This window comes from Streptomyces showdoensis (assembly GCF_039535475.1).
In the GTDB taxonomy this organism is placed as follows: domain Bacteria; phylum Actinomycetota; class Actinomycetes; order Streptomycetales; family Streptomycetaceae; genus Streptomyces; species Streptomyces showdoensis.
On record NZ_BAAAXG010000026.1, the window covers coordinates 833,340 to 858,321 of the forward strand.

27 protein-coding genes and 1 pseudogene are annotated in these 24,982 nt (G+C 73.2%); 5 read left to right on the top strand and 23 right to left on the bottom strand.

The features are described from left to right. Positions 1-75: 75 nt before the first annotated feature. The 6 genes from ABD981_RS16290 to tsaB all read right to left on the bottom strand — a co-directional run bounded on the left by ABD981_RS16290 (position 76) and on the right by tsaB (position 3,962). Positions 76-441 (bottom strand): YciI family protein, encoded by a 366-nt coding sequence (locus ABD981_RS16290; protein ID WP_046908278.1) that lies wholly within the window; start codon positions 439-441, stop codon positions 76-78. Between the two features lie 98 nt (positions 442-539). Continuing rightward, the gene (locus tag ABD981_RS16295) at positions 540-1,391 is read right to left on the bottom strand and encodes a polysaccharide deacetylase family protein (protein WP_123954538.1); all 852 of its coding nucleotides are present in this window, start codon (positions 1,389-1,391) and stop codon (positions 540-542) included. A gap of 37 nt (positions 1,392-1,428) precedes the next feature. Further along, positions 1,429-1,707 carry a hypothetical protein gene (locus ABD981_RS16300; RefSeq protein ID WP_046908276.1) on the bottom strand — a complete coding sequence of 93 codons (279 nt, stop codon included), beginning with the start codon at positions 1,705-1,707 and terminating at the stop codon, positions 1,429-1,431. Further along, positions 1,704-2,825 carry a tRNA (adenosine(37)-N6)-threonylcarbamoyltransferase complex transferase subunit TsaD gene (tsaD, locus tag ABD981_RS16305; RefSeq protein WP_046908275.1) on the bottom strand — a complete coding sequence of 374 codons (1,122 nt, stop codon included), beginning with the start codon at positions 2,823-2,825 and terminating at the stop codon, positions 1,704-1,706. The genes ABD981_RS16300 and tsaD overlap by 4 nt, the downstream gene beginning before the upstream one ends. Further along, positions 2,815-3,285: a ribosomal protein S18-alanine N-acetyltransferase gene (rimI, locus tag ABD981_RS16310; protein WP_046908310.1), complete on the bottom strand. Its 471-nt coding sequence runs from the start codon at positions 3,283-3,285 to the stop codon at positions 2,815-2,817. The genes tsaD and rimI overlap by 11 nt, the downstream gene beginning before the upstream one ends. A 20-nt stretch (positions 3,286-3,305) precedes the next feature. After that, positions 3,306-3,962 carry a tRNA (adenosine(37)-N6)-threonylcarbamoyltransferase complex dimerization subunit type 1 TsaB gene (tsaB, locus tag ABD981_RS16315; RefSeq protein ID WP_046908274.1) on the bottom strand — a complete coding sequence of 219 codons (657 nt, stop codon included), beginning with the start codon at positions 3,960-3,962 and terminating at the stop codon, positions 3,306-3,308. Between the two features lie 120 nt (positions 3,963-4,082). On the opposite strand from tsaB, the gene ABD981_RS16320 reads away from it, so the two are divergent. Continuing rightward, on the top strand, positions 4,083-4,649 hold the full coding sequence (locus ABD981_RS16320) for a L,D-transpeptidase (protein ID WP_123954536.1): 567 nt from the start codon (positions 4,083-4,085) through the stop codon (positions 4,647-4,649). A gap of 22 nt (positions 4,650-4,671) precedes the next feature. On the opposite strand, the gene ABD981_RS16325 is transcribed toward ABD981_RS16320, so the two are convergent. The 9 genes and pseudogenes from ABD981_RS16325 to ABD981_RS16365 all read right to left on the bottom strand — a co-directional run bounded on the left by ABD981_RS16325 (position 4,672) and on the right by ABD981_RS16365 (position 13,405). Then, positions 4,672-4,845 carry a hypothetical protein gene (locus ABD981_RS16325; protein WP_165590939.1) on the bottom strand — a complete coding sequence of 58 codons (174 nt, stop codon included), beginning with the start codon at positions 4,843-4,845 and terminating at the stop codon, positions 4,672-4,674. A gap of 110 nt (positions 4,846-4,955) precedes the next feature. Next, entirely contained in the window at positions 4,956-5,483 is a 528-nt protein-coding gene (gene tsaE / locus ABD981_RS16330) for a tRNA (adenosine(37)-N6)-threonylcarbamoyltransferase complex ATPase subunit type 1 TsaE (protein ID WP_046908272.1), read from the bottom strand. Positions 5,484-5,497: 14 nt separating this feature from the next. Then, positions 5,498-6,652: an alpha/beta fold hydrolase gene (locus tag ABD981_RS16335; protein ID WP_046908271.1), complete on the bottom strand. Its 1,155-nt coding sequence runs from the start codon at positions 6,650-6,652 to the stop codon at positions 5,498-5,500. A 17-nt stretch (positions 6,653-6,669) separates the two neighbouring features. Then, positions 6,670-7,818, bottom strand: coding sequence for an alanine racemase (gene alr, locus ABD981_RS16340; RefSeq protein ID WP_046908270.1), 1,149 nt, complete (start codon positions 7,816-7,818; stop codon positions 6,670-6,672). A 32-nt stretch (positions 7,819-7,850) separates the two neighbouring features. Further along, positions 7,851-8,708 (bottom strand): L,D-transpeptidase family protein, encoded by an 858-nt coding sequence (locus tag ABD981_RS16345; protein WP_240495258.1) that lies wholly within the window; start codon positions 8,706-8,708, stop codon positions 7,851-7,853. A gap of 112 nt (positions 8,709-8,820) precedes the next feature. Further along, a pseudogene (locus ABD981_RS16350) lies at positions 8,821-10,261 on the bottom strand (NAD(P)H-hydrate dehydratase). A 135-nt stretch (positions 10,262-10,396) separates the two neighbouring features. Then, a complete protein-coding gene (locus ABD981_RS16355; protein WP_046908267.1) occupies positions 10,397-10,765 on the bottom strand; it encodes a holo-ACP synthase in 369 nt (122 codons plus the stop codon). A gap of 8 nt (positions 10,766-10,773) precedes the next feature. Beyond that, a complete protein-coding gene (gene glmS / locus ABD981_RS16360) occupies positions 10,774-12,621 on the bottom strand; it encodes a glutamine--fructose-6-phosphate transaminase (isomerizing) (protein WP_046908266.1) in 1,848 nt (615 codons plus the stop codon). A 40-nt stretch (positions 12,622-12,661) separates the two neighbouring features. Further along, positions 12,662-13,405, bottom strand: coding sequence for a hypothetical protein (locus ABD981_RS16365; protein WP_240495257.1), 744 nt, complete (start codon positions 13,403-13,405; stop codon positions 12,662-12,664). A 104-nt stretch (positions 13,406-13,509) separates the two neighbouring features. Here ABD981_RS16365 and coaA point away from each other — a divergent pair, with 104 nt between their 5' ends. After that, positions 13,510-14,511 carry a type I pantothenate kinase gene (gene coaA, locus ABD981_RS16370; RefSeq protein ID WP_046908264.1) on the top strand — a complete coding sequence of 334 codons (1,002 nt, stop codon included), beginning with the start codon at positions 13,510-13,512 and terminating at the stop codon, positions 14,509-14,511. A 2-nt stretch (positions 14,512-14,513) separates the two neighbouring features. Beyond that, positions 14,514-15,491 carry a DUF389 domain-containing protein gene (locus tag ABD981_RS16375; protein WP_046908263.1) on the top strand — a complete coding sequence of 326 codons (978 nt, stop codon included), beginning with the start codon at positions 14,514-14,516 and terminating at the stop codon, positions 15,489-15,491. A 105-nt stretch (positions 15,492-15,596) separates the two neighbouring features. Here the strand turns inward: ABD981_RS16375 and glmM are convergent, their stop codons facing one another. From glmM to ABD981_RS16395, 4 genes are all read right to left on the bottom strand, one after another. Then, a complete protein-coding gene (gene glmM, locus ABD981_RS16380) occupies positions 15,597-16,964 on the bottom strand; it encodes a phosphoglucosamine mutase (RefSeq protein ID WP_046908262.1) in 1,368 nt (455 codons plus the stop codon). Between the two features lie 139 nt (positions 16,965-17,103). Beyond that, positions 17,104-17,616: a 30S ribosomal protein S9 gene (gene rpsI / locus ABD981_RS16385; protein WP_030750225.1), complete on the bottom strand. Its 513-nt coding sequence runs from the start codon at positions 17,614-17,616 to the stop codon at positions 17,104-17,106. Between the two features lie 44 nt (positions 17,617-17,660). Then, the gene (gene rplM / locus ABD981_RS16390; RefSeq protein WP_046908261.1) at positions 17,661-18,104 is read right to left on the bottom strand and encodes a 50S ribosomal protein L13; all 444 of its coding nucleotides are present in this window, start codon (positions 18,102-18,104) and stop codon (positions 17,661-17,663) included. A gap of 204 nt (positions 18,105-18,308) precedes the next feature. Continuing rightward, positions 18,309-18,716, bottom strand: coding sequence for a winged helix-turn-helix transcriptional regulator (locus ABD981_RS16395; RefSeq protein WP_046908260.1), 408 nt, complete (start codon positions 18,714-18,716; stop codon positions 18,309-18,311). Between the two features lie 115 nt (positions 18,717-18,831). On the opposite strand from ABD981_RS16395, the gene ABD981_RS16400 reads away from it, so the two are divergent. After that, positions 18,832-19,770, top strand: a complete 939-nt coding sequence (locus ABD981_RS16400; protein WP_046908259.1) for an NADP-dependent oxidoreductase — start codon at positions 18,832-18,834, stop codon at positions 19,768-19,770. An 11-nt stretch (positions 19,771-19,781) separates the two neighbouring features. On the opposite strand, the gene ABD981_RS16405 is transcribed toward ABD981_RS16400, so the two are convergent. After that, positions 19,782-21,404, bottom strand: a complete 1,623-nt coding sequence (locus tag ABD981_RS16405) for an ABC-F family ATP-binding cassette domain-containing protein (RefSeq protein WP_046908258.1) — start codon at positions 21,402-21,404, stop codon at positions 19,782-19,784. Between the two features lie 56 nt (positions 21,405-21,460). Here ABD981_RS16405 and ABD981_RS16410 point away from each other — a divergent pair, with 56 nt between their 5' ends. Continuing rightward, complete coding sequence (locus ABD981_RS16410; protein WP_046908309.1) at positions 21,461-22,414, top strand: hypothetical protein; 954 nt, start codon at positions 21,461-21,463, stop codon at positions 22,412-22,414. Here the strand turns inward: ABD981_RS16410 and truA are convergent. From truA to ABD981_RS16425, 3 genes are all read right to left on the bottom strand, one after another. Continuing rightward, positions 22,385-23,242, bottom strand: a complete 858-nt coding sequence (gene truA / locus ABD981_RS16415; RefSeq protein WP_046908257.1) for a tRNA pseudouridine(38-40) synthase TruA — start codon at positions 23,240-23,242, stop codon at positions 22,385-22,387. The genes ABD981_RS16410 and truA overlap by 30 nt on opposite strands. Positions 23,243-23,328: 86 nt before the next feature. Beyond that, positions 23,329-23,793 (bottom strand): 50S ribosomal protein L17, encoded by a 465-nt coding sequence (rplQ, locus tag ABD981_RS16420; protein WP_046908256.1) that lies wholly within the window; start codon positions 23,791-23,793, stop codon positions 23,329-23,331. Positions 23,794-23,935: 142 nt separating this feature from the next. Next, on the bottom strand, positions 23,936-24,958 hold the full coding sequence (locus tag ABD981_RS16425) for a DNA-directed RNA polymerase subunit alpha (RefSeq protein WP_003966937.1): 1,023 nt from the start codon (positions 24,956-24,958) through the stop codon (positions 23,936-23,938). Positions 24,959-24,982 lie beyond the last annotated feature (24 nt).

The window sequence follows — 24,982 nt, forward strand, 5'->3', positions numbered from 1 at the left end:
GTCTGCTCGACCGACTGTGCCGTCACGTCTCACATGACAGCACAGCCCACTGACAGCGGCCGACAGCGGCGGGGTTCAGGACCCCGGCATCTCCTCGACCTCGCGGATCTCCAGGCCCACGGTCCACTGCGGCGGGTGGACCTCCAGGAAGCGCTTCCCCCACTCGATCGCCTCGGCCATGTCCTTGCACTGCATCATGGCGTAGCCGCCGACGACCTCCTTGGTCTCGGTGAAGGGGCCGTCGGTGTAGGACAGCTTCCCGTCCTGCCAGGAGATCCGGGTGCTGTCGGCGGTGGGCTTGAGCCCGGCCGTGTCGAGCATGACGCCGGCCTTGGTGATCTCCTCGAACAGCGCGCCCATGCGCTCCTCGAAGCCGGGGTCGGCGGACGCCATGTCGATGGTGTTCTCCTCGATGCGGACGAGGGAGAGGTAGCGGGGCATGGTGGCTCCTCGGGGTGCGGTGGCGGGGCCGTTCCCCGCCTTCACACTCATACGTCGAACGGCGGTCGCCCGCATCGACACCACCCCGGGATCTTCTTCTAGAGGTAGTCCTCCAGGCGCGCCACGGTGAAGCCCTGCTCCTGGATGTGGCGCAGGAGGTTGGCCGTCATCTCGGTCATCGTCGTGCCCTTGAGCTCGGACGGGCCGCGGAAGTGGGCCAGGACGATGTCTCCGGGGTGCAGCTTCTTGTCGCCGCGCTGGTACTGCATGTTCTTGATCTGCATGGACTCGCGCCACAGCACGATCGCGTCCACCCCGCACGCGGCGGCCGCGGCGCGGGTGGACTCGTTCCAGTTGCCGTAGGGCGGGCGGAAGAGCCGCGGCCGCTGACCGTACTCCTCGGCGAGCTTCTCCTGCTGTCCGCAGATCTCCCTGCGCTGGGCCTCGGCGGAGAGGGTGCGCAGGTTGGGGTGGGTGAGGGTGTGGTTGGCGACGCCGTGGCCCTGGGCGACGAGGGGCGCGAAGTACCGGTAGTCGGCGCGGATGGCCGCGTCGGTGAGGAACATCGTCACGGGGATCTTCAGGTCGCGCATCATCGCGACGAACTCGGGGTCCTTCTCGGCGCCGTCGTCGATGGTGAGGAAGACGATCTTCTCGGTGGTCGGGATGTCGCTGACCACGGGCACGGGCCCGCCGGCGCTCCGCGTCACCGGCTTCTTCGCGGGCGGGGCGGGCGGGGGCGCGAGGGGCTTCAGTCCCCACCTGCGGTACGCGGCGGCGCGCGCGGCGGCCACGTCGGGCTCCTGCGTCCCGGCGGACGCCGACGCCGACGGGGTCACGCCGCCGGTTCCGGCGGCGGGGCTGTCCGCGTCGGCCGTCGTCGTGCAGCCGGTCGTGGCGAACAGGGCCACGGCGGTCAGCGCCGCCCACAGCGCGATCGTCTTCTTCACACGCTGTGGGATGCGCGAACCGTTCGAACGGTTGCCCCTATGTCGCGGATTCGATCGATTCGATCGATTCGAAGCGCCAGCGGTGCACCGGACGGGTGAGCAGCCCCGCCTCCGGCTCCGGCAGCTCGGGCAGCTCCGCGTCCAGCCCGTCCGGCGTCTCCCACCAGGTGAGCACCAGGACCCGGTCCTGGGGGGCGCGGAAGGTCTCGCGGCGCAGCGGCGCCGGCGCCGGCTCCTGGGCGAGCGCCCAGGCCAGCAGCTCGGCGCCGCGGCCCTCGGCGGCGCGGGCCTCCCACATCAGGGTCACCACGGTCACGGGTACAGGTTCTCCTTGCTGACCTCGTGCACGTGGTCGTGGTCGTGCGCGTGCCCGTGGTCGTGCGCGTGGGCCCCCGGCACGTGCGGGTCCGTCACCGGCAGCGAGGAGTCGGCGGACAGCTCCAGGTCGGAGGCCGGCCGGTTGCGGGCGACCATCTCGGCGCCGAGCGCCGCGACCATCGCGCCGTTGTCGGTGCACAGGCCCGGCCGGGGCACCCGCAGCCGGATGCCGGCCCGCTCGCAGCGCTCCTGGGCGAGCGCCCGCAGCCGCGAGTTGGCGGCCACGCCGCCGCCGATCATCAGGTGGTCGACGCCCTCGTCCTTGCAGGCCCGGACGGCCTTGCGGGTGAGCACGTCGACGACCGCCTCCTGGAAGGACGCGGCGACGTCCCGTACGGGCACGTCCTCGCCCGCGTTCCGCTTGGCCTCGATCCAGCGGGCCACGGCGGTCTTCAGACCGGAGAAGGAGAAGTCGTACGCGGGGTCCTTGGCGCCGGACAGGCCGCGCGGGAAGGCGATCGCCTTCGGGTCGCCCTCCTTGGCGAGCCGGTCGATGACCGGTCCGCCGGGGAAGCCGAGGTCGAGCACCCGGGCGATCTTGTCGAAGGCCTCGCCCGCGGCGTCGTCGATGGTCGCGCCCAGCGGCCGCACGTCGGAGGTGATGTCCGAGGACAGCAGCAGCGAGGAGTGGCCGCCGGAGACCAGCAGGGCCATCGTCGGCTCGGGCAGCCGGCCGTGCTCCAGCTGGTCGACGCAGATGTGCGAGGCGAGGTGGTTGACGCCGTAGAGCGGCTTGCCGAGGGCGTACGCGTACGCCTTGGCCGCCGAGACGCCGACGAGCAGCGCGCCGGCGAGGCCGGGGCCCGCGGTGACGGCGATGCCGTCGAGGTCCTTCGGGGAGACGCCGGCGTCCTTGAGGGCGCGCTCGATCGTCGGGACCATCGCCTCCAGGTGGGCGCGGGAGGCGATCTCGGGCACGACGCCGCCGAAGCGGGCGTGGGTGTCGACGCTGGAGGCGACGGCGTCCGCGAGGAGGGTGGTCCCGTGGACGATGCCGACGCCGGTCTCGTCGCAGGAGGTCTCGATGCCGAGTACGAGCGGTTCGTCAGCAGCCATCAGAATCAGTCTCAGTTCCTTGAACGGTCAGTCGCATCACGAGCGCGTCCACGTTTCCGGGCTGGTAGTAGCCGCGCCGGAAACCGATGGGCTCGAAGCCGAAGCGCTCGTAGAGCTTCTGGGCCCGGGTGTTGTCCACGCGCACTTCGAGCAGGACCTCGTCGCACTCGAAGGCCGTGGCGTGCTGGAGCAGGTCGGTGAGGAGGCGCCCGCCGAGGCCGCTGCCCCACTGGTCACGGGCGACGGCGATGGTCTGGACGTCGCCGAGGCCACCGGCCGCGGCGAGTCCCGCGTACCCGGCGATCCGGCCGTGCGCGTCCTCGGCCACCACGTAGCGCCGGGTCGCGCGCGGCCCGCGGGCGTGCGCGAGCTCCGACCAGAACATCCCCTCGGACCAGGCGTCCTCGGGGAACAGCTCCGCTTCCAGGGTGAGCACGGGGCCGATGTCCCACCAGCGCATCTCGCGCAGGGTCACGCCGCTCACTTCGGCGTGACCACCTTGTAGTTCTTGGGCACCTGCGCGTCGGGGCGGCGCAGGTACATCGGCCGCGGGTCGAGGAAGCCGCCCCCGCCCGCGGCGAGCCGCTCGGCCGCGAGGGCGGCGAGCGCGGCGGCGGACTGGTGCTCGGGGTCGCGGGCGTCGGGGAACGCCTCCGGGTACAGCCGGGCGCCGGCGCCGACCACGGGCAGTCCGGCGAGCTGCCCGGCGATCTCGGCGGGCCGGTCGACGGCGGCGTCGGTCACGCGGGTGCGGGCGTCGGCGTAGCGGGCCCAGTAGACCTCCTTGCGGCGCGCGTCCGTCGCGACGGCGAACGGCTCCTCGATCCCGGAGGCGTACGCGAGCCCGTCCAGGGTGCACAGGCCGTGCACCGGCACCCCGAGCGCGGAGGAGAAGGAGGCGGCGGTGACCAGGCCGACGCGCAGACCGGTGTACGGGCCGGGGCCGACGCCGACCACGATGCCGGTCACCGCGTCCAGCTTCAGCCCGGCCTCCTTCAGGACCCGGTCGACGGCGGGCAGTAGCAGCTCCCCGTGCCGGCGGGCGTCGACCTGGCTCGACGCGGCGACGACGGAGTCCCCGTCGTGCAGGGCGACGGTGACGGCGGGGGTGGCGGTATCCATGGCGAGCAAGAGCACGCGAACAGCCTACGGCGCCGGAGCGCAGGGCGTGTCCGGCGTACGGCGCCCCGCCCGCACCGGGCGGCGGCTGCTACGGTCAGGCACCGATACGTACGTACGACAGAAGGTGGGCGCACGGTGGCAAGGAGCAGCTCGGGATTCGTGGCCGGGCTCACCGCGGCCGCGGTGGCCGTGATCGGCTTCCTCGCCTACCAGGCCCAGGCCGTCGCGCCCTCGCCCGCCGAACTGGCGGCCAAGCCGCAGGCGCCGAGCTCGGCCCCCGCGGCCACCGCGAGCAACACCCCGAAGCCCCGGAAGGACCCGCTGGCGCTGCCCGCGGGCTCCGGTACCGGCGAGCGGGTGGTCTACGCCCTGGCCGACCGCCGGGTGTGGCTGGTGGACGAGAAGAACCAGGTCACCCACACCTTCTCGGTGATGCCCAGCACGGTCTCGCCGCCGCCCGGCGCGTACGCGGTGACCTCGCGCTCGGGCGCGGTGCGCGGCTCGGACGGCGTGGCGATCGAGCACGTGGTGCGCTTCGCGACCGTCCAGGACGTGTCGATCGGCTTCAGCGCGGCGGTGGACGGCTCGACGCCGAAGCCGGACCCGTCGAAGAAGACCGGCGGCGTGCGGATGAAGCGGGCGGACGGCGACGCGCTGTGGACCTTCGCGGTGATCGGCCAGAAGGTCGTCGTCGTCGCGTAGCCGGGGCCCGCTCCCGCGGGGCCTACGCGGCCTCGTCGTGGGCCGCGGCCGCGCGCTGCTCCGGCTCGTCCGGTGCCACGGGCTCGCGCGGCGGGGTCGACACGGCGCTGGCCGCGGCGCAGGAGGCCAGCAGGTCTCTCATCGAGACGCTGTCCGCGGTGCGGTCCATCCGTGCGGCGTGCTCCGGCGTCGCCATGAATGCCTCCCGTAGGTTAGGTACACCTAACCAGCTCGTGATTCCATGTGACCACGGCGCGGAGCACTGACGCAACATTTTCCCGACACGTTGTCGGAACCTACGTACGTTCAGCCCAGCAGCAGGTCCTCCTCGGCCCAGCGGGCGCCGATCCCGTTCAGCACCACGGTCCGCCGGTCGTCCGCCGCTTCTTCGGCGTTCTCGGCGTTCTCCGGGGTCCCGGGGGTCCCGACCACCCGGTGGATCAGCACGTGCAGCCGGTCGTCCGCGAGCTCCTCGACCTTGCCGTCGCCCCACTCGACCACCACGACCGAGTCCGGCAGCGACACGTCGAGGTCCAGGTCCTCCATCTCGTCGAGGCCGCCGCCCAGGCGGTACGCGTCGACGTGGACCAGCGCCGGGCCGCCGACCAGCGAGGGGTGCACGCGCGCGATGACGAAGGTCGGCGAGGTCACCGCCCCGCGGACGCCCAGGCCCTCGCCGAGCCCGCGGGTGAGCGTGGTCTTCCCCGCGCCGAGCTCGCCGGTGAGCATCACGAGGTCGCCGGGGCGCAGCAGTTTCGCGAGCCGGCGGCCGAGCTCCTGCATGCGCTCGGGCGAGTCGATGTCGAGGGTGGCCTGGATGTGCGGAGTGTCCATGGCCGCCAACTTACCTACCCGCCGACGGGCCGGCCGCCGACGGCGACCGCTCCCACCCTCCCGAGGAGGTCGGCGAGCCGGTCGGTGACCGCCTCGGGGTGCTCCAGCATCACCAGGTGCCCGGCGTCCGGCACGATCACCAGCTCCGCCTCCGGCAGCAGGTCGGCGATGGCCTCGGTGTGCGAGCCGGGCGTGACCAGGTCGCGGTCGCCGGCCAGCGCCAGCACGGGCAGCTCGCGGAAGGCCGCCAGCGCCGCCGTCTTGTCGTGCTCGACGAAGGCCGGGTAGAACTCGGCGACCACGTCGATCGGGGTCGACTCGATCATCCGCTCCGCGAACCGGACGACCGCCGGGTCCACGTCCTTCGAGGAGAAGGAGTACTTCTTGATCAGCCCGGCGAAGAGGTCGGCGGTGGCCCGCCGGCCGCGCTCCACCAGCTCCGCCTGCGAGCCGAGCGCCCGCAGCACCCCGGGCAGCACCCGGCGCACGGCGTTGACCCCGGCGATCGGCAGCCCGTAGCTGATCTCGCCCAGCCGCCCGGCCGAGGTCCCCACGAAGGCCGCGCCGACCACCCGCTCGCGCACCAGCTCCGGGTACCGGTCGGCCAGCGCCATCATCGTCATGCCGCCCATGGAGTGCCCGACCAGGACCAGCGGGCCCTCGGGCGCGGCGGCGTCGAGCACGGCCTTGAGGTCCTCGCCCAGCCGGTCGATGGAGACCGGCACCCCGTCCGGCCCCGCCTGCTCGACCCCGCGGCCGGACCGCCCGTGGCTGCGCTGGTCCCAGTAGACGGTGCGGACCAGACCCCGCAGGGCGGCCCGCTGGAAGTGCCAGGAGTCCTGGTTGAGGCAGTAGCCGTGGCTGAAGACGACGGTGACGGGCGCGGGCGCCTTCCGCCCGAAGAGCCGCCGCCTGCGCGGCGCGGGCGCGTCGCCCTCGACCTCGTCGACCTCGAAGTAGAGGCGGGTGGAGTCGTCGGCCACCGCCCAGCCCGGGGCGGAGCGCAGCGCCCCGTAGGGGCCCTCGGCGTCCAGCGCCAGCCGGGCCTTCTCCCGTACCGAACGCCCGACGGTCAGCCGCTCGACCGCGACGCCGGCGGCGGCCCCGGCCGCGAGCACGCCGATCGCGGCACCGGCCCAGCCGGCCCGCCGCCAGGTCTCGTCGCCCACGACCGCCCTCCCCCTCGTTACTCGCCCAGGTAGACGCGCGGGACGCGCGCGCCGATCCGGGTGACGATCTCGTACGCGATGGTGTCGGCCGCGTCGGCCCAGTCCTGGGCCGTCGGCTCGCCCCGGTCGCCGGGTCCGAAGAGCACCGCCTCGGTGCCGGGCGCGGGCCGGTCGCCGCCGAGGTCCACGACGAACTGGTCCATGGCGACCCGCCCGGCCACCGTACGGACCCGGCCGTCGACGAGCACCGGACCGCGCCCGGAGGCGTGCCGCGGGATCCCGTCCGCGTACCCCAGCGGGACAAGGCCGAGGGTGGTGTCGCCGGAGGTCACGTAGTGGTGCCCGTAGGACACCCCGTGCCCGCCCGGCACGTCCTTGACCAGGGCGACACTCGCCTTGAGGCTCATCACCGGCCGCAGCCCCAGCTCGGCGGAGGTGCCGACCTCGGGCGCGGGCGAGACGCCGTACATGGCGATGCCCGGCCGGACCAGGTCGAAGTGCGCCTCGGGCAGGGTCAGGGTGGCGGGCGAGTTGGCGATGTGCCGCACCTCGGGCTCGACCCCGGCCTTCTCGGCGAAGTCCAGCATGGTGCGGAACACGTCGAGCTGGGCGGCGATCGACGGGTGCCCCGGCTCGTCCGCGCAGGCGAAGTGCGACCAGAGCCCGGTCACCTTGACCAGCCCCTGCGCCTCGGCCTTGAGCGCCTCGGTGACGAGCTCCGGCCAGTCCGCGGGCTGGCAGCCGTTGCGGCCGAGCCCGGTGTCGGCCTTGAGCTGGATCCGCGCCCGGCGGCCGGTCTCCCGGGCCGCCTCCACGACCTCGGTCAGCGCCCACAGGCCGCTCACCGACATGTCGAGCCCGGCCTCGATGCCCTCCGCCCACGGGTCGCCCGGCGTCCACAGCCAGCACATGATCCGCACGTCCAGCAGACCGGCCGCCCGCAGCGCCAGCGCCTCCTGCGGTGTCGCCGTCCCGACCCAGGTCGCCCCCGCCTCGACGGCGGCCCGGGCGCAGCGCAGGGCGCCGTGCCCGTACGCGTCGGCCTTGACCACGGCCATGATCTGAACGTGCGGATCGACCCTGGCGCGCAGCGTGCGGACGTTCGCACGCAGCGCACCGAGGTCGATCTCGGCGCGGGCTCGGCGGGGCTGTGGTGTCTCAGTCATCGCCGCCCAGTCTCTCAGGTCCCCGGCCCGCCTCACCCTTCCGGCCGCTTGCCCCAGACGTAGACCCGGTCACCCTTGCGCAGCGCACCCCACAGCCGCTTGGCGTCGGCGTGGCCCAGATTCACGCAGCCGCGGCTCCCGCCGGGCGTGGCGATCTGCCCGTAGACGGCGTGGAAGGCCTGGCCGCCGCTGAAGAACTGGGCGTACGGCATGGGCGTGTCGTAGATGGACGACCAGTGGTCCTTGTGCCGCCAGTAGACCTCGTGCCAGCCGGTCCTGGTCCGGTACCCGGGCCGCCCGCTGCGCACGTTCACCACCGCGTACGTGACCTTCTTCCCCTTCTGCACCCACATCAGCTCGCGGTCGAGGTCGACGCAGGCCACGGTGTACGCGCGCACCGGGCACCTCCCTGCGGCGTTGGGGTTCCCGCGGGCGGCGAGCAGCTCGGCCCGGCCCCAGGTGACGGGACCGGCGTAGCCGACGGCCGGTTTGATCTTCTCCCGGCGCTGGAACGCCCGGATCGCCCTGCAGTCCGCCGCGGACTGCTTCCCGTCCGCCTTCAGCCGCAGCAGCCGTTCGACCCGTCGCTGGTGGGGCCCCGTCCTCGCGGTGCAGGAGGCCCCGACGGCGCTGCGCGGCAGGTACTCGACGAGCTCGTCCACCTCCGCCTCGGGCACCGGCACCGGCACCTCCCCGTCCGGCGGGAGCGGCGGCAGCACCTGGTCGGGCGTGTCCATCGGGTACTCGGCCCGCGCGGCCCCGACCCCGCCCGGCAGCAAGGGCTCGGCGGGCCCGGGACCGTCGGCGAGGGCGAGCGGCGGGGGTACGAGGGCCAGGGCGAGCACCAGCACGGCGACGCCGCGGCGGCGTCCTCTTCTCCATCTGATCACCCGCCCATCCCACGCCGCCCCGCCCCCGGCCGCCTGCGCTGCGCCCCCTGCGGACCAACACGTTCCGCCGACTGGCGGGCCCGGGGGGGGCTCCCCCGCGTGGACGCCCCGCTCAGCCGCCCGTCACGTCCCGCCAGGCCCCCGGCAGCGCCGCCGCCACGTCGCCGGCGGACACCGGCGCGCCCCGGGCGGCCCGGCGGGCCGCGAGGCCGTGGAGGTAGGCGGCGGCGGAGGCCGCGTCCGGCGCGGGCAGGCCCGCGGCCAGGAGGGAGCCCGCGAGGCCGGACAGGACGTCGCCGCTGCCCGCCGTGGCGAGCCAGGACGTGCCCGTCGGGTTCACCCGGACCGGGCCGGTGCCGCCCGCCCCGCACACCAGCGTCGTCGAGCCCTTCAGCAGCACCGTCGCGCCGAACCGGGCCGCCAGGGCGCGGACGGCCGCGAGCCGGCCCGCCTCGACCTCCTCCCGGGAGACGCCGAGCAGCGCCGCCGCCTCGCCCGCGTGCGGGGTGAGCAGGGTGGCGGCGCCCCGGGCCCGCACCGCCTCCGGGGACAGGTCGCGCAGGCCGTCGGCGTCGACCAGGACCGGGACGTCCGTCGCCAGCACCTCCGGCACGCCCGGCCCGTCGCCGAGGCCGGGCCCGACGACCCAGGCCTGGACCCGGCCCGCCTTCGCCGGGGGCCCCCGCGTGCACGAGCGTCTCGGGGCGGGCGGCGATCACCGCGTCGCCGGCCGGCCCCACGTACCGGACCGCGCCCGCGCCGCCGCGCAGCGCGCCCTCGACGGCGAGGACGGCGGCGCCCGGGTAGCGGGCGGAGCCGGCGACGAGGCCGACGACCCCGCGCCGGTACTTGTCGCTCTCGGCCCCCGGCACCGGCAGCATCCGCGCCAGGTCCTCGTGCTGGAGCGCCTCCAGCTCGGGGACCGAGGGCAGGGAGGCGCCGAGCCCGATGTCGACGAGCCGCAACGCGCCCGCGTACTCCCGCGCCGGGTCGACGAGCAGACCCGGCTTGTACGTGCCGAAGGTGACGGTCGCGTCGGCCCGCAGCGCCTCCCCGGTCACCTCGCCGGTGTCCGCGTCGACCCCGCTCGGCAGGTCGACGGCGACGACGACCGCGTCGGAGCCGCGCGCCGCCCGGGCGACCGGTACGGCGTCGGGCCGCAGCCCGCCCCGCCCGCCGATCCCGGTGATCCCGTCGAGGACGAGGTCGGCGACGGCCAGCACCTCGTAGGGGTCGTCGTGCTCGCCGACGACCCGGCCGCCCGCCGCGCGCAGGGCGGCGAGCCCGCCCTCGTGGGCCCGCGCCCCGAGCAGGACGGCCGCCACCCCGGCCCCGCGCCGGGCGAGCCGGGCCCCGGCGTAGAGGGCGTCGCCCCCGTTGTCGCCGCTCCCGACGAGGAGCACCACCCGGGCCCCGTACACCCGGGGCAGCAGCGTGCGGCAGGCGGCGGCGAGCCCGGCCGCGGCCCGCTGCATGAGGGCGCCCTCCGGCAGCCGGGCCATCAGTTCGGCCTCGGCGGCCCGTACGGTCTCCACGCGGTAAGCGGTACGCATGGCACCCACCCTCTCCGCTCCGCGCGCCGCCCGCCACCCTCGGGCCGGTCCCGCGGGAGGGCGGCCCGAGCCATCTCCGGCATGATCCGGAAGCCAGGGCCCGGACCGGGCCCGGCCTCATCCGGAAGACAGGGCCTAGCCCTCCGCGATCACCACGGCCGAGGCCACGCCCGCGTCGTGACTGAGGGACACGTGCCAGTGCCGCACCCCGAGCTCGGCCGCCCGCGCGGCCACCGTCCCGCGCACCCGCAGCCGCGGCTGCCCGGTGTCCTCGACGTACACCTCGGCGTCCGTCCAGTGCAGCCCCGCCGGGGCGCCGAGCGCCTTCGCGACGGCCTCCTTGGCGGCGAAGCGGACCGCCAGCGAGGCGGTCCCCCGCCGCTCCCCGCTCGGCAGCAGCAGCTCGCGCTCGACGAAGAGGCGCTGCAGCAGCCCCGGCGTCCGTTCGATCGACGCGGCGAACCGGTCGATCTCCGCCACGTCGATCCCCACCCCGATGATCATCTGTCCACTCACTCCACCGTCACGGATTTGGCCAGGTTGCGCGGCTGGTCCACCTCGTTGCCCCGGGCCGTGGCCAGTTCGCAGGCGAAGACCTGGAGCGGCACGGCGGAGACCAGCGGCTGGAGCAGCGTAGGCGTCGCGGGGATGCGGATGAGGTGGTCGGCGTACGGCACGACGGCCTCGTCGCCCTCCTCGGCGATCACGATCGTCCGGGCCCCGCGCGCCCGGATCTCCTGGATGTTGGAGACGATCTTGTCGTGCAGCACGGACCGGCCGCGCGGCGAGGGCACGACCACCACCACCGGCAGGTCGTGCTCGATCAGGGCGATCGGGCCGTGCTTGAGCTCGCCCGCCGCGAAGCCCTCCGCGTGCATGTACGCGAGTTCCTTCAGCTTCAGCGCGCCTTCGAGGGCCACCGGGTAGCCGACGTGCCGGCCGAGGAAGAGCACCGTGTCCTTGTCGGCCAGGGACCGCGCGAGGGCCCGGACCGGCTCCATGGTCTCCAGGACCCGCTCGACCTCGTCGGCGATCCGGGCCAGCTCGCGGACGACGGCGTGGATCTCGTCGCCCCACTGGGTGCCGCGCACCTGGCCGAGGTAGAGCGCGAGCAGGTAGCAGGCGACGAGCTGGGTCAGGAAGGCCTTGGTGGAGGCGACGGCGACCTCGGGCCCGGCGTGCGTGTAGAGGACGGCGTCCGACTCCCGCGGGATGGTCGCGCCGTTGGTGTTGCACACGGCCAGCACCTTGGCGCCCTGCTCGCGGGCGTGCCGCAGCGCCATCAGGGTGTCCATGGTCTCGCCGGACTGGGAGATCGCGATGACCAGGGTGCGCTGCCCGAGGATCGGGTCCCGGTAGCGGAACTCGCTGGCCAGCTCCACCTCGCAGGGGATCCGGGTCCAGTGCTCGATCGCGTACTTGGCGATGAGCCCGGCGTGGAAGGCGGTGCCGCAGGCGATGATGACGATCTTGTCGGCCTCGCGGAGCACCGCGTCGGGGATGCGCACCTCGTCGAGGCGCAGCCGCCCCTCGGCGTCGATCCGGCCGAGCAGGGTGTCGGCGACGGCCTTCGGCTGCTCGGCGATCTCCTTGAGCATGAAGGAGGCGTAGCCGCCCTTCTCGGCGGCGGAGGCGTCCCAGTCGACGTGGAACGCCCGCACCTCGGCGGGGGCCCCGTCGAAGTCGGTGACGGTGACGGCCTCGCGGGTGAGCTCCACGACCTGGTCCTGGCCGAGCTCGACGGCCGAGCGGGTGTGGGCGATGAAGGCGGAGACGTCGGAGGCGAGGAAGTTCTCGCCCTCGCCGACGCCGACGACCAGCGGGGAGTTGCGGCGGGCGCCGACCACGACGTCCGGCTGGTCGGCGTGGACGGCGACCAGGGTGAACGCCCCGTCGAGCCGCCGGCACACCAGCCGCATGGCCTCGGCGAGGTCGCCGACGGAGGAGAACTCCTCGGCGAGCAGATGGGCCACGACCTCGGTGTCCGTCTCGGAGGTCAGCCGGTGGCCGCGGTCGGCCAGCTCGGCCCGCAGGACGGCGAAGTTCTCGATGATGCCGTTGTGGACGACGGCGACGCGGCCCGCGTTGTCGAGGTGCGGGTGCGCGTTGGCGTCGGTGGGCCCGCCGTGGGTGGCCCAGCGGGTGTGGCCGATGCCGGTGGAGCCGCTCGACAGCGGGCGGTCCACCAGCTCCTTCTCCAGATTGACCAGCTTGCCGGCCTTCTTGGCCGCGGCGAGCCCCCCGTCGGAGAGCACCGCGACCCCGGCCGAGTCGTAGCCCCGGTATTCGAGCCTCTTGAGGCCGGCGATGACGACGTCGAGTGCCGACTGTCCGCCTACGTAGCCCACGATTCCGCACATACCGCGCAGCCTACGACCCGACGGCCCCCGCCGTCCGGACTCAGCGCAGCTTGGCCGCCTGCGCGTCGACGACGTCCTGCGGCAGCGTCTTGACCTTGCCGGTGAGGCTGATCGTGGAGAAGGTGGCCAGGTTGTTGCCCTTGCGGAAGACGGCCAGCGTGCTCATGAAGGGCTTGCCCTCCATCTGGCTGATCACGGTGAAGGCCAGCGCCTCGTCGCCCGCGGTCAGCGGCTCCGGCGTCACCTTGACGACCTTGGTCTTCTCGCCGCTGGCGCTGACGGTGAACCCCTCGCCGCAGGCGTCCCCGGCGGCCTTGAGCGAGGCGAACGCCTGCTGGGCGCCCTCCCCCGCGTACGAGCCGAGCGTGACCGCGGTGGCCGGGGCGCCGAGCGCGCCCATGATGTCCTCCGGGGAGGCCCCGGTCCCCTTCTTCGCCTGGACGGCCTTGCGCTGCACGCTGGCCCCCGGGGTGCCGGTGGACACCGCGGACAGGGCCTCGGCCAGCGGCTCGCAGGCCGCCTTGTCGGCCCCGACGTCGCCGGTGTTCGCGACGTCCGCGGCGTCCGTCTTCTTCACCAGGTAGCCCTTGAGGTCCGCCTGCGCGACGACCAGCCTCTCCAGCTCGGCCGCGGTCAGCGCCTTGACGTCGGGCTTGGCGGCGGCGGAGGCGGAGGCGTCGTTGTCCCCCTTCGGCTTGCCGTCGCCGGAGTCCCCTCCACAGGCGGTGAGGAGCAGGGCCAGGGAGGCGGCGGTGGCGGCGGTGAGGGCGGTACGTACAGACATGCGCATGACCGAATGATCACGGCCCGGCCCCTTACCCCACAAGCCGTCGCGCGCGTGACCCACCCCACGGCCCACGATCGCCCCGCAGCCACGACAATGGCGGGGTGATCACTTCGCCGCCACGAAGCCCGAACGGTCCCGCCGGCAACGGAGCCAGGCGGGGGGCCGAGCCGACGCCGTACGTCGATCTCACTCGGGCCGAGTGGAGCGCGCTGCGGGACAAGACGCCGCTGCCGCTGTCCGCCGAGGAGGTCGAGCGGCTGCGCGGACTCGGGGACGTCATCGACCTCGACGAGGTGCGGGACGTCTACCTGCCGCTGTCGCGGCTCCTCAACCTGTACGTGCAGGCCACCAGCGGGCTGCGCGGGGCGCTGAACACCTTCCTCGGGGAGCGGGCCGAGCAGCGCGGCACCCCCTTCGTCATAGGGGTCGCCGGCTCGGTGGCGGTCGGGAAGTCGACGGTGGCCCGCCTGCTCCAGGCGCTGCTCGCGCGCTGGCCCGAGCACCCGCGGGTGGAGCTGGTGACCACCGACGGGTTCCTCTACCCGATGGAGGAGCTCAGGGCCCGCGGGCTGATGTCCCGGAAGGGCTTCCCCGAGTCGTACGACCGGCGGGCGCTGACCCGGTTCGTGGCGGACATCAAGGCGGGCAAGGAGGAGGTCACCGCGCCCGTCTACTCGCACCTGATCTACGACCGGGTGCCCGGCGAGCGGCTCGTCGTGCGCCGCCCGGACATCCTCATCGTCGAGGGGCTGAACGTCCTCCAGCCGGCCCTGCCCGGCAAGGACGGCCGCACCCGGGTCGGCCTCGCCGACTACTTCGACTTCTCGGTCTACGTGGACGCGCGGCCGGAGGACATCGAGCGCTGGTACCTCAACCGCTTCCGCAAGCTGCGCGACACCGCCTTCCAGGACCCGTCCTCGTACTTCCGGCGCTGGACGACGGTCTCCGAGGAGGAGGCCCTGGACTACGCCCGCACGATGTGGCGGACCATCAACAAGGTGAACCTGCTGGAGAACGTGGCCCCCACCCGCGGCCGCGCGACGCTCGTGGTGCGCAAGGGCCCCGATCACAAGGTGCAGCGGCTGAGCCTCCGTAAGCTCTGAGGATGCTGCACCTACGGATGATCGTTCCGCCCGACCGGACGGAGGCGGCCGTCGCCCTCATCGACCGCACGGTGGGCACCACCCACGTGGTGGTCCTGCCGGGCGCCGCCCGCGAACCGGCCGGGGACGTCGTGATGTGCGACGTGGCCCGCGAGGCGGGGCACGAACTCCTCAACGGCATGCGGGACCTGAGGATCGACCAGGACGGGTCGATCGCCGTCGACGACATCGACCTCTCGCTGTCCCGGCGCGCCACGGCGGCCGAGGAGGAAGCCCCCGGCCAGGCCGCGGACGCGGTCGTCTGGGAGCAGCTGACCGACGCCACCCACGAGGAGTCGACCCTCACCATCACCTACAGCGCGTTCATGATCCTGGCGACGATGATCGCGGCCTGCGGTGTGGTCCTCGACAACGCGATCCTGATCGTGGGCGCGATGGCCGTCGGCCCGGAGTTCGGCCCGCTGGCCGGCATCTGCACCGGGATCGTGCGGCGCTCCGCGAAGCTGGTGCTGCGCTCCTCGTACGCCCTGATCGTCGGCTTCGCGGCGGCCATCGTCGCGACGACCGTCTTCAGCCTGGGGATGGACGCGCTCGGCCTGTTCAGCGTGGAGCAGCTCGACGCGCCGCGCCTGAACACCGGCTTCATCTGGAAGCCGGACCCGTTCTCCTTCGTCGTCGCCCTCCTCGCGGGCGCGGCGGGCACGCTCTCGCTGACCTCGACGAAGTCGGGCGCGCTGATCGGCGTCGCGATCTCCGTGACGACCGTGCCGGCCGCCGCCAACGCGGCCGTGGCGCTCAGCTACGGGCAGTACTCCCAGATGTGGGGCTCGGTCGAGCAGCTGCTGCTCAACCTGACCGGCATCATCCTCGCGGGCACGGTGACGCTGTTCGGGCAGGTGCTGCTGTGGCGCACGCAGCGCGGCCAGTGGACCCGCAAGGGCAAGGGCGCCGACGGACCGGGCGGCAACGGCTCCCGCTGACACGGGGCCGGCCCCCTTCCCGGTACGGGGAAGGGGGCCGGCGGGGCGGATCCCGTGCGACGGCGACGGTCCGTCAGGCGGACCGCGCGTCAGCCGGACGGGTCGTCAGCCGGTCTGGCCGAGGGCCGACTTCACGACGTCCGCGAGGCGTCCGGCCACCGAGCGCGCCTGCTCGATGTCGGCCGCCTCGACCATGACCCGCACCAGCGGCTCGGTGCCCGAGGGGCGCAGCAGCACGCGGCCGGTGGAGCCCAGCTCGCGCTCGGCCTCGGCGACGGCGTTGGCCAGCTCGGCCGAGGTGCCGACCCGGGACTTGTCCACGTCCGGCACGTTGACCAGGACCTGCGGCAGCCGCTCCATCACGGCGGCGAGCTCGGCGAGGGACTTTCCGGTGGCGGTGACCCGGGCGGCCAGCATCAGGCCGGTGAGGGTCCCGTCGCCGGTGGTGGCGTGGTCGAGCACGATGACGTGGCCGGACTGCTCGCCGCCGAGGGCGTAGCCGTGCTCCTTCATGGACTCCAGGACGTAGCGGTCGCCGACCGCGGTCTGGACGAGGGCGAGGCCCTCGCGCTCCATGGCCAGCTTGAAGCCGAGGTTCGACATGACGGTGCCGACGACGGTGTCGCCGCGCAGCGTTCCGGCCTCGCGCATGGCGAGGGCGAGCACGGCGAGGATCTGGTCGCCGTCGACCTCGTTGCCGGCGCCGTCCACGGCCAGGCAGCGGTCGGCGTCGCCGTCGTGCGCGATGCCGAGGTCGGCGCCGTGCTCGACGACGGCGGCCTTCAGCAGCCCCAGGTGGGTGGAGCCGCAGCCGTCGTTGATGTTGAGGCCGTCCGGCTCGGCGCCGATGGTGACGACGGTGGCGCCGGCCCGGGAGAAGGCCTCGGGCGAGACGCGGGCCGCGGCGCCGTGCGCCTCGTCGAGGACGATCTTCAGCCCGTCGAGCCGGTTGGGGAGGACGGCGATGAGGTGGGCGACGTACTTGTCGAAGCCCTCGTCGTAGTCGCGAACCCGGCCGACGCCCGAGCCGGTCGGACGGTCCCAGGGGGCGCCGGTGCGGTGCTCCTCGTACACGGACTCGATCCGGTCCTCCAGCTCGTCGGCCAGCTTGTGGCCGCCGCGCGCGAAGAACTTGATGCCGTTGTCGGGCATGGCGTTGTGCGAGGCCGAGAGCATCACGCCGAGATCGGCGCCGAGGGCGCCGGTGAGGTACGCCACGGCGGGGGTCGGCAGCACGCCGACGCGCAGGACGTCCACGCCCGCGCTGGCGAGACCGGCGACGACGGCGGCCTCCAGGAACTCTCCCGAGGCACGCGGGTCACGGCCGACCACGGCCGTCGGCCGGTGGCCCTCGAAGGTGCCCGCCTCGGCGAGCACGTGCGCGGCCGCGACCGACAGGCCGAGCGCCAGCTCCGCCGTCAGGTCGGCGTTGGCCACACCGCGGACCCCGTCCGTGCCGAAGAGTCGTCCCACAGCTGTCCTCCGAATGTACGTGCCCAGGGTGTCCGGGGTCCTGCCCCAAGATTATGAAACCAAGGTGTGAAAAAGCCGTACGCCCCGGCAGCACGGACAGTGCCGCCGGGGCGTACGGACAAGCAGACCGAGCAGGCGATTAACGCTTGCTGTACTGCGGAGCCTTACGGGCCTTCTTGAGACCGGCCTTCTTGCGCTCGACCGCACGGTCGTCGCGGGAGAGGAAGCCGGCCTTCTTCAGCGCCGGGCGGTTGTTCTCGACGTCCGCCTCGTTCAGCGCACGGGCCACGCCGAGGCGCAGGGCGCCGGCCTGGCCGGAGACACCGCCACCCGCGATGCGGGCGATGACGTCGTAGCGGTTGTCGAGCTCGAGCACCTTGAAGGGCTCGTTGACTTCCTGCTGGTGGACCTTGTTCGGGAAGTAGTCCTCGAGCGTACGCCCGTTGATCTTCCACTTGCCGGTGCCCGGAACGATCCGGACGCGGGCGATGGCGTTCTTGCGACGGCCCAGGCCGGCGGCCGGCTGCGGGTCGCCGAAGCGGGACGCGAGGGACTCGGAGGTGTAGTCACCCTCGACGATCTCGGTCTCGGTGGTGTACTCCTCGACGCCCTCGAACTCGTCGACGGGGGTCTCGGGGGTGGTCTCGGCCACGATGCTCCTCAGATTTCTTTCGTTCTTAGGGGGTGTGGCCGGAACTACTGCGCGACCTGGGTGATCTCGAACGGAACCGGCTGCTGGGCAGCGTGCGGGTGGTTCTCGCCCGCGTAGACCTTCAGCTTCGAGATCATCTGACGGCCCAGGGAGTTCTTGGGGATCATGCCCTTGATGGCCTTCTCGACGGCCTTCTCGGGGTTCTTGTCCAGCAGCTCGTCGTAGCGGACGGAGCGCAGACCACCCGGGTAGCCAGAGTGGCGGTACGCCATCTTCTGGGTCTTCTTGTTGCCGGACAGGTGAACCTTGTCGGCGTTGATGATGATGACGAAGTCGCCCATGTCCATGTGGGGGGCGTAAACCGGCTTGTGCTTGCCTCGCAGGAGGTTCGCAGCCGTGGTCGCCAGACGACCCAGGACGATGTCCTGCGCGTCGATGATGTGCCACTGGCGAGTGACATCGCCGGGCTTGGGGCTGTACGTACGCACTTCGTAGCCTTCGCTTCTTCAGTGGATGGAGTCCAGACACACCTGAAGCGATCATGCAGCTGGGGCCTGCACTGCCGGGATCACTGCCCGTATGCGAGCCACTGGTAACTGCTCCAGGGAACTTGCGGAACGGCCCTTCGCGTGAGAACGACGGAGCCAATACGCATAACAAAGCAGAAGCGTACCCGGGCTCCCCCGAGCGGGTCAAAACGCGTCGGCGCCGGCGTCGTACGCCTCGCGCGCCGAGACGACCTCCTCGATGTGCCCGTCCGCCCAGTCCTTGACCGCCCGCACCACCGGCAGCAGGCTCACGCCGAGCGGGGTCAGGGCGTAGTCCACCCGCACGGGCACGGACGGCGTCACCGTACGCGCCACCAGACCGTCCCGCTCCAGGCCCCGCAGGGTCTGCGTGAGCATCTTCTGGCTGACCCCGGCGACCCTGCGCCCCAGCTCGGCGTAGCGGCGCGGGCCGTCCGCGAGGGCGTTCAGGAGCAGCGTGACCCACTTGTCGGAGAGCCGGTCGAGGAGCTGCCGGGCGGGGCACTCGGCGAGATACGCGTCATAGGCGCGCCGGCTCTCCTCGCGGCGTTCGGCGGCGGTACGGGTGCCCATGGGCGCGCTCCTTCCGGTGCGGTACGCACTCCTGGGTACGTACTTCCCGACGGAGAGTAGCTCTCCCTAGGTTCGTCGGGTCAGCGTCACCGCTCCCCCAGGGAAGGCCCCCGCCATGCGCGCTCTCGTCATCGACTCCTTCGGCGGCCCCGAGGTCCTGCGGATCGCCGAGGTCCCCGTGCCCCCGGCGGGACCCGGCAGGGTCCGGATCAGGGTCGAGGCCGCCACGGTCCACCCGGTCGACCTCGCCACCCGCTCGGGCGCCCTCGCCGAGGCGGGCCTGATGGCCGGCCGGGGCCGCACCGGCCTCGGCTGGGACGTCGCCGGCGTCGTCGAGGAGACCGGCCCGGGGGTCGCCGGGCTCGGCCCCGGCGACCGGGTCATCGGCATGAACGACCGGCTGGACGTGCCGCTCGGCACCCAGGCGGAGTACGTGGTGCTGGACGCCCACGCGGTCGCCCCGGCCCCCGCCCGGCTCGCCCCCGAGGCCGCCGCGACCCTGCCGCTGGCCGGGCTCACCGCGCTCCAGGCGCTGGACGCCCTCGCCCTGCCCGCGGGCGAGACGGTGCTGGTCACGGGCGCGGCGGGCGCGGTCGGCGGCTACGCGGTGCAGCTGGCCGCCGCACGCGGCCTGCGGGTCCTGGCGACGGCCCGTCCGGCGGACGAGGCACCGGTACGGAGCCTGGGCGCCGAGCTCTTCGTGCCCGCCGACGCCCCGCGCCTCGGCGAGGCGGTCCGCGCCCTGGTCCCCGGCGGCGTGGCCGCGGCCCTGGACGGCGCCGTCCTCGGGGCCGCCGCGCTGGACGCCGTCCGCACCGGCGGCGCCTTCGCGGCCCTGGTCGCGGGCGGCGCCCCGTTCCCCCTGCGGGGCATCCGGGTCCTCCCGGTCTGGGTCCGGGCCGACCCGGCCGGCCTGGCCCGCCTGGCGGCCCTCGCCGACGCCGGGACCCTCACCCCGCGGCTGGCCGGAACCCTCCCCCTCGCGGAGGCGGCCCGGGCCCACCGCCGGCTCGCGGAGGGCGGCCTGCGCGGCCGGCTGGTGCTGGTCCCGTAGGACGCGGCCCCCTACCGCGCCCGCTCGACCCGCCGCTCGTCCCACACCGGCTCCGAGGTCTCCCGCACGACCCCGTCCGAACCGAAGACCAGGAAGCGGTCGAAGGAGCGGGCGAACCAGCGGTCGTGGGTGACCGCCAGGACCGTGCCCTCGTAGGACTCCAGGCCGTCCTGCAGCGCCTCGGCGGACTCCAGGTCCAGGTTGTCCGTCGGCTCGTCCAGGAGCAGCGCCGTGGTGCCGGCCAGCTCCAGGAGGAGGATCTGGAAACGGGCCTGCTGGCCGCCGGAGAGCTTGTCGAAGGGCTGGTCGCCCTGGCGCTCCAGCTCGTAGCGGCGCAGCATCGACATCGCGGCGCCCCGGTCCTTGGCGTGGTCCGTCCACAGGATGTCGACGAGCGAGCGCCCGAAGAGTTCCGGGTGCGCGTGGGTCTGCGCGAAGTGGCCGGGAACGACCCGCGCGCCCAGCTTCCACGTACCGGTGTGGGCCACCGAGGGGTCGCCCGCCAGCAGCCGCAGGAAGTGCGACTTGCCGGAGCCGTTGGAGCCCAGGACGGCGACCCGCTCCCCGTAGAAGATCTCCAGCGAGAACGGCTTCATCAGGCCGGTCAGCTCCAGGTTCTCGGCCGTGAAGGCCCGCACCCCGGTGCGTCCGCCGCGCAGCCGCATCCGGATGTCCTGCTCGCGCGGCGGCTCCGGCGGCGGGCCGGCCTCCTCGAACTTCTTCAGCCGGGTCTGCGCGGCGGCGTAGCGCGAGGCCATCTCGTGGCTGACCGCGGCCGCCTGCCGCAGGTTGACCACCAGCTTCTTCAGCTGGGCGTGCTTCTCCTCCCAGCGCCGCTTCAGCTCCTCGAAGCGGGCGAAGCGCTCCCGCCGCGCCTCGTGGAAGGTGTCGAAGCCGCCGCCGTGCACCCACACGTCGGAGCCGGCAGGGCCGGGCTCGACGGCGACGATCTTCTGCGCGCCCCGGGACAGCAGCTCCCGGTCGTGCGAGATGAAGAGCACGGTCTTGCGGGTCTCCCGCAGCCGCTCCTCCAGCCAGCGCTTGCCGGGGACGTCCAGGTAGTTGTCCGGCTCGTCGAGCAGCAGCACCTCGTCGTTGCCGCGCAGCAGGTACTCCAGCACCAGCCGCTTCTGCTCGCCGCCGCTGAGCGTGCGCACCTCGCGGAACTGGGCCTTGTCGTACGGCACGCCCATCGCGGCCGTCGTGCAGATGTCCCAGAGGGTCTCGAACTCGTACCCCTGGACCTCCGCCCAGTCGCTGAGGGCCTGCGCGTACGCCATCTGCGCGGCCTCGTCGTCGACGGTCATGATCCGGTGCTCGGCCGCGTCGACGGCCTTCGCGGCGGCCTTGATCCGCGCGGGCGCCACCGAGACCAGCAGGTCGCGCACGGTCGACTCGTCCCGCACGGAGCCGACGAACTGCGGCATGACGCCGAGCCCGCCGCTGACGGTGACGGTGCCGCCGTGCGGCTGCAGCTCACCGGCGATCATCCGGAGCAGGGTCGTCTTGCCGGCGCCGTTGGCGCCGACCAGGGCGACGACGGCGCCCTCTCCGACCCGGAAGGAGGCGTCCCCGAGCAGGACCCTCCCGTCCGGAAGGTAGTACTCCAGATGCGCGGCCTCGACATGTCCCATGAGGGGCATTGTCACCGCCGGACCCGTGTGATCCCAAGCGGATTAGGATGCGCGGCATGAGCTTTGGGGGACCACAGTGGCCGCAGCAGGGCCCGGGACAGCAGCAGCCGTACGGACAGCAGCCTCAGCCGCAGCCGTGGCAGGGCGGCCCGCAGGGGGGTCCGCAAGGCGGGCAGGGGCAGCCGAACCCCTTCCCGGGGGCGCAGCCGGGGCACACCCCCGACTGGGGCGCCCTCGCCGACGCCTCGGCCGCCCGTGACAAGCGCAGGCGCGGCCTGCTGATCGGCGGCGGGGTCCTCGCGGTCCTCGCCGTGGGCGCGGCCGTCGCCACCGCCGTGGTGCTGACCGACAAGAGCAACGACGAGGCCAAGAACGGCGGGCCCTCCCCGACCGGCTCGGCCGCCCCCACGGACTCCGCCAGCCCCGCGCCGACCTTCTCCTCGGTCGCGCCGCTGCCCCCGCCGAACCCCATGGACTTCATCTCCGACGCGAAGAAGGACAAGGCGCCGCTGAGCGCCGAGGGCCTCTTCCCGGGCAAGAAGCTGACCATGAACGGGCGCCCGTACCAGAAGGGCGCGACCTCCTCGACGACCGACTGCGCCGCCGTCACCCAGGGCGGCCTCGGCCCGGTCCTGAAGGCCAACGGCTGCACCCGGGTGATCCGCGCCACGTACGTGAAGGACGGGGTCGCCGTCACCGTGGGCGTGGCCGTCTTCCCCACCGACGAGAAGGCCCTCAAGGCGAAGCAGCAGGCGACGGGCGGCATCGCCCCGCTCGCGGGCTCGGGCGTCGCCGACTTCTGCCACGCGACGGTCTGCCTGCGGCGCACCAACGCGATCGGGCGGTACGTCTACCTCACCCAGACCGGCTTCACCAACGGGACCAAGGTCACCAAGGGCGACAAGGCGGTCTTCCAGACCGCCGACGACCTGGGCACCTTCGCGTTCAACCAGATCTACGCCCGCGGCCGCGCCCAGGCCTCAGCAGCAGCCGGCGCTCCCGGGGAGTGAGCGCTTGTTGCGCGCCTCCTTGCTGCGGGCGGCGAGCTGGTCGTCGGCGGGGTAGCCGACCTCTTCGAGGGTGAGGCCGTGCGGCCGCACGACGTGCACGGCCGAGTCCCGCACACCGGCGGCGAGCACCTTGCCGGGCCACTCCACCGGCCGGTGCCCGTCGCCGACGAACAGCAGCGCGCCGACCAGCGAGCGGACCATGTTGTGGCAGAAGGCGTCGGCCTTGACCGTGGCCTCCATGACCCCGTCGGCGCGGCGCTCCCAGCGCAGCTCCTGGAGGGTGCGGATGGTCGTCGCGCCCTCGCGCTTCTTGCAGTAGGCGGCGAAGTCGTGCTCGCCGACGAGCCGCTCGGCGGCGGCGTTCATGGCGTCCATGTCGAGCGCCCAGTCGTGCCACAGGACGTGGCCGCGCAGCAGCGGGTCGACGCCGCCGGGGTTGTCGGTGACGCGGTAGGCGTAGCGGCGCCAGATCGCCGAGAAGCGCGCGTTGAAGCCCTCGGGGGCCTCGGTCAGCCTCCACACCCGGACGTCGTGCGAGAGGCGGCCGGCGAGCCGCCGGAGCAGCTTCTCGCGGTGCTCCTCCCACAGGGCGACGGGCAGGTCGACGTGGGCGACCTGGCCGCGGGCGTGCACCCCGGCGTCGGTGCGGCCGGCGACGGTGAGCTCGAAGGTCTCCTTGGAGCGGGTGACCGTCTTCAGGGCGTCCTCGATGTCGCCCTGAACGGTGCGCTGCCCGTGCGCCTGCTTGGCCCAGCCGGAGAAGTCCCTGCCGTCGTACGAAAGGTCCATCCGTACCCGTACGAAACCGGGCTGCACGTCATCGCTCACGCGACCCATCCTCTCAAAGCCTGTCCATACGGAACGGGCCCGCACCCCGAGGGGTGCGGGCCCGCCCACAAGATCGTTCAGAACGCTCAGGCGTCCTGCTCGTCCTTGGTCTCGACCGCGGCGGCCTCGTCGGCCTCCTTGACGGCGCGCACGGTGGCGGCCTCGGCCTCGGCGACGGTCGCCTTCTTGGCGATCTCGCCCTCGACCAGCTCGATCACGGCCATCGGCGCGTTGTCACCACGGCGGTTGCCGATCTTGGTGATACGGGTGTAACCACCCGGACGCTCCGAGTAGCGCGGCGCGATCTCGGTGAAGAGGGTGTGGACGATCCCCTTGTCGGTGATCGACTGCAGCACCAGGCGACGGTTGTGGATGTCGCCCTTCTTCGCCTTGGTGATGAGGCGCTCGGCGACGGGACGCAGACGACGGGCCTTGGCCTCGGTCGTCGTGATGCGGCCGTGCTCGAACAGCGACTTCGCCAGGTTGGCGAGGAGCAGCTTCTCGTGAGCGGCGGAACCGCCGAGGCGGGCACCCTTCGCGGGACGCGGCATGGTGTTTCTCCTTGGTGTCTGCCCCGGCCGTATGAGGTACCGGGGTCAGTATCCGAGCAGGCGGTCGCCTGTCGGAGACCCCGCGCCCCTGAGGGGCGCGGGGAACTGCGGGGCCGGCCGGGACCGGCCCGCAGACGAGCTCTTAGTACTGCTCGGTCTCGACGAAGCCCGCGTCCGCGTCGTCGTCGGCGCCGAAGGCGTCGGCGGCGGCGGTCGGGTCGAATCCGGGCGGGCTGTCCTTGAGGGCCAGGCCCATGCCGGCCAGCTTCGCCTTGACCTCGTCGATCGACTTCGCACCGAAGTTGCGGATGTCGAGCAGGTCGGCCTCGGAACGCGCCACGAGCTCACCCACGGAGTGGATGCCCTCGCGCTTGAGGCAGTTGTAGGAGCGGACCGTGAGCTCCAGCTCCTCGATCGGCAGCGCCAGGTCGGCGGCCAGGGCGGCGTCCGTGGGGGACGGGCCCATGTCGATGCCCTCGGCGTCGATGTTGAGCTCGCGCGCCAGACCGAACAGCTCGACCAGGGTCTTGCCGGCGGACGCCATGGCGTCGCGCGGGCGCATGGCCTGCTTGGTCTCGACGTCGACGATCAGCTTGTCGAAGTCGGTGCGCTGCTCGACTCGGGTCGCCTCGACCTTGTAGGTGACCTTCAGCACGGGGCTGTAGATGGAGTCGACCGGGATACGGCCGATCTCCTGGCCCACCTGCTTGTTCTGCACGGCGGAGACGTAGCCGCGACCGCGCTCGACGGTCAGCTCCATCTCCAGCTTGCCCTTGCCGTTGAGCGTGGCGAGGACGAGGTCGGGGTTGTGCACCTCGACACCGGCCGGGGGCGCGATGTCGGCGGCGGTGACCAGACCCGGACCCTGCTTGCGCAGGTACATCACGACCGGCTCGTCGTGCTCCGAGGAGACGACCAGCTGCTTGATGTTCAGGATGAGGTCGGTGACGTCCTCCTTGACGCCCGGCACGGTGGTGAACTCGTGCAGGACACCGTCGATGCGGATGCTGGTGACAGCAGCGCCGGGGATCGACGAGAGGAGGGTGCGGCGGAGGGAGTTGCCGAGGGTGTAGCCGAAGCCCGGCTCCAGCGGCTCGATGACGAACCGGGAGCGGAACTCGTCGACGACCTCTTCGGTCAGCGAAGGACGCTGAGCGATAAGCATGTCTTCGTTTCCTTCAGTCGTGGA

Bases quoted from the DNA above. Each gene is read 5' to 3' on its own strand.
- ABD981_RS16290 (WP_046908278.1), bottom strand. From the start codon at position 441: ATGCCCCGCTACCTCTCCCTCGTCCGCATCGAGGAGAACACCATCGAC.
- tsaD (WP_046908275.1), bottom strand. From the start codon at position 2,825: ATGGCTGCTGACGAACCGCTCGTACTCGGCATCGAGACCTCCTGCGAC.
- rimI (WP_046908310.1), bottom strand. From the start codon at position 3,285: ATGCGCTGGTGGGACATCGGCCCCGTGCTCACCCTGGAAGCGGAGCTG.
- ABD981_RS16325 (WP_165590939.1), bottom strand. From the start codon at position 4,845: ATGGCGACGCCGGAGCACGCCGCACGGATGGACCGCACCGCGGACAGC.
- tsaE (WP_046908272.1), bottom strand. From the start codon at position 5,483: ATGGACACTCCGCACATCCAGGCCACCCTCGACATCGACTCGCCCGAG.
- alr (WP_046908270.1), bottom strand. From the start codon at position 7,818: ATGACTGAGACACCACAGCCCCGCCGAGCCCGCGCCGAGATCGACCTC.
- ABD981_RS16355 (WP_046908267.1), bottom strand. From the start codon at position 10,765: ATGATCATCGGGGTGGGGATCGACGTGGCGGAGATCGACCGGTTCGCC.
- glmS (WP_046908266.1), bottom strand. From the start codon at position 12,621: ATGTGCGGAATCGTGGGCTACGTAGGCGGACAGTCGGCACTCGACGTC.
- ABD981_RS16365 (WP_240495257.1), bottom strand. From the start codon at position 13,405: ATGTCTGTACGTACCGCCCTCACCGCCGCCACCGCCGCCTCCCTGGCC.
- ABD981_RS16375 (WP_046908263.1), top strand. From the start codon at position 14,514: ATGCTGCACCTACGGATGATCGTTCCGCCCGACCGGACGGAGGCGGCC.
- ABD981_RS16395 (WP_046908260.1), bottom strand. From the start codon at position 18,716: ATGGGCACCCGTACCGCCGCCGAACGCCGCGAGGAGAGCCGGCGCGCC.
- ABD981_RS16400 (WP_046908259.1), top strand. From the start codon at position 18,832: ATGCGCGCTCTCGTCATCGACTCCTTCGGCGGCCCCGAGGTCCTGCGG.
- ABD981_RS16405 (WP_046908258.1), bottom strand. From the start codon at position 21,404: ATGGGACATGTCGAGGCCGCGCATCTGGAGTACTACCTTCCGGACGGG.
- ABD981_RS16410 (WP_046908309.1), top strand. From the start codon at position 21,461: ATGAGCTTTGGGGGACCACAGTGGCCGCAGCAGGGCCCGGGACAGCAG.
- rplQ (WP_046908256.1), bottom strand. From the start codon at position 23,793: ATGCCGCGTCCCGCGAAGGGTGCCCGCCTCGGCGGTTCCGCCGCTCAC.
- ABD981_RS16425 (WP_003966937.1), bottom strand. From the start codon at position 24,958: ATGCTTATCGCTCAGCGTCCTTCGCTGACCGAAGAGGTCGTCGACGAG.